The 3,909-nt window shown below is 63.8% G+C and carries 4 protein-coding genes; all 4 read left to right on the top strand.

Translation table 11 applies throughout. From position 1 onward, the window contains the following. Positions 1-526, top strand: a 526-nt coding sequence (gene minC, locus BLW27_RS20320) for a septum site-determining protein MinC (protein WP_143042398.1), incomplete at its 5' end; no start/stop codon positions are given. Then, entirely contained in the window at positions 523-1,371 is an 849-nt protein-coding gene (gene minD, locus BLW27_RS20315; protein ID WP_089886529.1) for a septum site-determining protein MinD, read from the top strand. The genes minC and minD, both read left to right, overlap by 4 nt. Next, entirely contained in the window at positions 1,368-1,637 is a 270-nt protein-coding gene (minE, locus tag BLW27_RS20310; RefSeq protein WP_177178026.1) for a cell division topological specificity factor MinE, read from the top strand. The genes minD and minE overlap by 4 nt, the downstream gene beginning before the upstream one ends. 440 nt (positions 1,638-2,077) lie before the next feature. After that, a complete protein-coding gene (gene ccoN / locus BLW27_RS20305; protein ID WP_089886527.1) occupies positions 2,078-3,733 on the top strand; it encodes a cytochrome-c oxidase, cbb3-type subunit I in 1,656 nt (551 codons plus the stop codon). Positions 3,734-3,909 lie beyond the last annotated feature (176 nt).

The raw sequence follows: 3,909 nt of genomic DNA, 5'->3' as shown, positions 1-3,909 counted from the left end.
AGATCTCTCTCGGCTTCGCGTGCTGGTCGCGAACCTGCGACGGCGCAAGCTTCGTGTCTTCGGCGTTCAGGGCGGCGGACAGCTGTCGGAGGATGTCCTTCAGGAACTGGGGCTCATTGCAGTATCGGCGGGCAAGGATGCCCCACTACCGAACGACAAACAGGGGCACCGCCGGTCCCGCGCCGAAAGTCACGGCATCAGGAACAGGGTGGTCCACGCGCCGGTCCGTTCGGGCCAGATGATCGTCAGTGAGCATGGTGACCTGACGGTGATCGGCTCCGTCGCCTCCGGTGCCGAAGTCGTTGCGAGCGGCTCGATCCACGTCTACGGAGCCCTGCGCGGGCGAGCGATGGCCGGCGCGCATGGTGATGAATCCGCGCGCATTTTCTGTCGGTCCCTTGAAGCGGAGCTGGTCGCGATCGCGGGCCTCTACCAGACGAGCGAAACGCTCGAGGACGCAGCCCGCGAGCGATGCACGCACGTATACCTTGAAGACGACCGACTGCACATGGAGGTAATCGGATGACGATCGAACTGAAAGAAAAGCCGCCCCTCGGCCGGGTCGTCGTGATCACGTCGGGAAAAGGCGGGGTCGGCAAGACCACGTCCGCGGCCGCAATTTCGGCGGGCTTGGCCAAACAGGGGTTTCGCACCGTCGTGATCGACTTCGACGTCGGCCTGCGCAACCTTGACATGACGATGGGCTGTGAGCGCCGTGTGGTCTTCGACTTCATCAACGTCATCCAGGGAGATGCACGGCTGAAACAGGCCCTGATCCGGGACAAGCGGCTCGACAACCTGTTCATCCTGCCGACCTCGCAGACGCGGGACAAGAATGCGCTGACAAAGGAGGGCGTCGCGAAGGTTCTCGACGACCTCAAGCAGGAGTTCGACTACATCGTCTGCGACAGCCCGGCGGGGATCGAACACGGTGCACAGATGGCGATGTTTTTCGCAGACGAGGCCGTTGTCGTGACCAATCCCGAGGTGTCGTCCGTGAGGGACAGCGACCGTATCCTGGGTCTGCTCAGCAGCCAGACCAAGCGGGCCGAAAGCGCCGATGCCGAACCGGTCAAGGCGCAGGTTCTGCTGACACGCCACGACCCAGCGCGCGTGCAAAGCGGCGAAATGATGACCGTCGAGGACGTGCTGGAAATCCTCGCGGTGCCGCTTCTGGGCGTGATCCCCGAGAGCCCGGCGATCCTGCGCGCCTCGAACATCGGCACGCCTGTCGTCCTCGACGAACCGTCCGTCGCGAGGCGGGCCTACGAAGATGCGGTCCGGCGCCTCACCGGTACCGAAGTCGAGATGCGGATTGAGGGTGAGCGCCGTCCCAGGCTTCTGCAACGGCTCTTCGGGCGTGCGTCATGAGCCTGTTCAGTTTCGCGCGAAAGGCCCGCCGTCCCAGAAGCGCAGAGACCGCGAAGGACCGGCTGCAGATTCTCCTTGCCCATGAGCGCAGTGGGGGCGGTGTCGAAAAGACCGACTACCTGCCCATGCTGCAACGCGACATCGTGGCCGCGATCCGGAAATACGTCGCGATCACCGAAAACGACGTCGAAATCCGCATGGAGCGCGGAGACAACATGTCGAGCCTGGAGATCAACATCGAGATGCCTCGCGCGGCCCCGCGGTAGGCAGGCTGAAGCCAGCAGCCGCTATACTCGCGCGCACCATCGGTCGACCGCGGAGTAAAAACCGGAAAGAGGTTTCAGCTGAAGCCCGTCGTCGATCAGCAGCGAAGGGGCTACAGTCCCGCAGAAGCCGCAGAAAGGTGCTCCGCCAACTAAAAGAGAGATTTGCTGTATCGGCCACGCTCTATCCTCGGCCAAGGAGCTGCTCTGACAGTGCCTAATGCGGCGGTTGAACGAAAATGAGCCAGTTCGTCGACCAGCCCTTCGTATCTCTGTCGCTACGGCAGTGCCCCTATTCAGACCCACCCCGGCCCACTGATGCCGTCGGGGGGCGGTTAAATCATCAAAGCCGTGCCACTCAGACGAAGATCGGCGCTGCACGGTTCACAACCTGATGGCGATCTGACACACTTAGACCAAAGAACAGCGGCTCCGGGGGAAGCATGATTGCCAATCTGACAGTGGGCGAGCGTCAGGCCGCTCTGATCTTGCTGGGCCTCGGGGGCCTTGTCGGTCTCGTCATGGCGGCAGTCGGGACGGACGGAGCCTTTGCGGCGCACGGCGTCACCGTCCTTCTGTTCTGCGCGGCATTGTTCGTGCTGGTTCTGCGGAAACTGGACGAGCCGCTGCCCTCGCCCAACGCGCATCGCAACTACTACGACGACCCGATCAAGGTCGGCATCATCCTTGCGATGGTCTGGGCCATCGTGGGGATGTTCTTCGGCCTGTGGGTTGCCTACCTGCTGGCCTGGCCGGACCTGACCTTCGACGCGGCATGGGCCAGCTTCGGACGCCTGCGCCCCGCGCACACCACGGGCGTGATCTTCGGCTTCGGCGGCACGGCGCTGATCGCCACGTCCTTCCACGTCATGCAGCGCACGAGCCGTGCGCGGCTGGCGGGGCAGTTCAGCCCGTGGTTCGTGCTGTTCGGCTACCAGCTTTTCGTGATCCTCGCGGTCAGCGGCTATCTGATGGGCATCAATCAGTCGAAGGAATACGCCGAGGCCGAGTGGTACGCCGACCTTTGGCTGGTCGTCGTCTGGATCACCTACTTCGTGCTCTACATGCGCACCCTCGCCCGCCGGAACGAGCCGCACATCTACGTGGCCAACTGGTACTACATGGCCTTCATCCTGATCGTGGCCATCCTGCACATCTTCAATAACATCGCGCTGCCGGTCTCGTGGACCGGGTCGCGTAGCTACATCGTGTGGTCCGGCGTGCAGGACGCGATGATGCAGTGGTGGTACGGCCACAACGCGGTCGCCTTCTTCCTGACCGCGGGCTTCCTTGGGATGCTGTACTACTACCTGCCCAAGCGGGCCGAGCGGCCGATCTATTCGTACCGGCTGTCGATCCTGTCCTTCTGGGGCATCGTGTTCTTCTACGTCTGGGCGGGCTCGCACCACCTGCACTACACGGCGCTGCCGCACTGGGTGCAGACGCTCGGGATGACGTTCTCGGTCATGCTGCTGGTGCCGTCCTGGGCCACTGCGGCGAACGCGCTGCTGACGCTGAACGGCGCGTGGCACAAGGTGCGCGACGACGCCACGCTGCGCTTCATGATGGTGGCGGCGATCTTCTACGGCCTGACCACGTTCGAGGGGTCGTTTCTGGCCATCCGCGGCGTCAACGCGCTGTCGCACTACACCGACTGGACCGTCGCCCATGTCCATGCCGGCGCATTGGGCTGGAACGCCATCCTGATCTTCGGCGTGGTCTACGCCGCGGTCCCGGTGATCTGGCGGGTCGAGCGGATGTGGTCCAACAAGCTGATCGAGTGGCACTTCTGGCTTGCCGTGCTGGGCACGGTGGTCTACGTGCTGGCGATGTGGAATTCGGGCATCCTGCAGGGCCTGATGTGGCGCACCTACACCGACGCCGGCACCCTGCAATACCCGTTCATCACGACCGTCCTGGCGATGAACCCCTACTACGTTGCGCGCGCGGTCGGGGGCACGATGTTCTTCGTGGGCACGGCGCTGGGCTGCTACAACCTGTGGATGACGATCCGGCAGGCGCCGAGCACGACGATGGTTCAGGATCACCCCGTGTCGACCGACGGCGCGTCCGGCGATGCCGCGGTTCCGGGGGAATAAGCGATGTTCAAAACCCTCCTCGCCCCGTTCCGCAAGTTCTTCCACGGGCTCTTCGCCGGCCAGTACAAGCTCGAGCGCTACTCGCTGGGCCTGGCCGGCGCGATCATCGTCGCCGGCAGCATCGGCGGCGCGGTCGAGATCGCGCCGCTGTTCACCATCGACGAGACGGTCGAGGA

Origin of the sequence: Citreimonas salinaria, assembly GCF_900107235.1 — a bacterium.
In the GTDB taxonomy this organism is placed as follows: Bacteria; Pseudomonadota; Alphaproteobacteria; order Rhodobacterales; family Rhodobacteraceae; genus Citreimonas; species Citreimonas salinaria.
Note: the sequence above shows the minus strand (reverse complement) of the source record. Positions and strands in the feature narration are given on the sequence as shown.

What these genes read in the sequence shown, in the direction of transcription:
- minD (WP_089886529.1), top strand. Translation starts at nt 523, where the DNA reads ATGACGATCGAACTGAAAGAAAAGCCGCCCCTCGGCCGGGTCGTCGTG.
- minE (WP_177178026.1), top strand. Translation starts at nt 1,368, where the DNA reads ATGAGCCTGTTCAGTTTCGCGCGAAAGGCCCGCCGTCCCAGAAGCGCA.
- ccoN (WP_089886527.1), top strand. Translation starts at nt 2,078, where the DNA reads ATGATTGCCAATCTGACAGTGGGCGAGCGTCAGGCCGCTCTGATCTTG.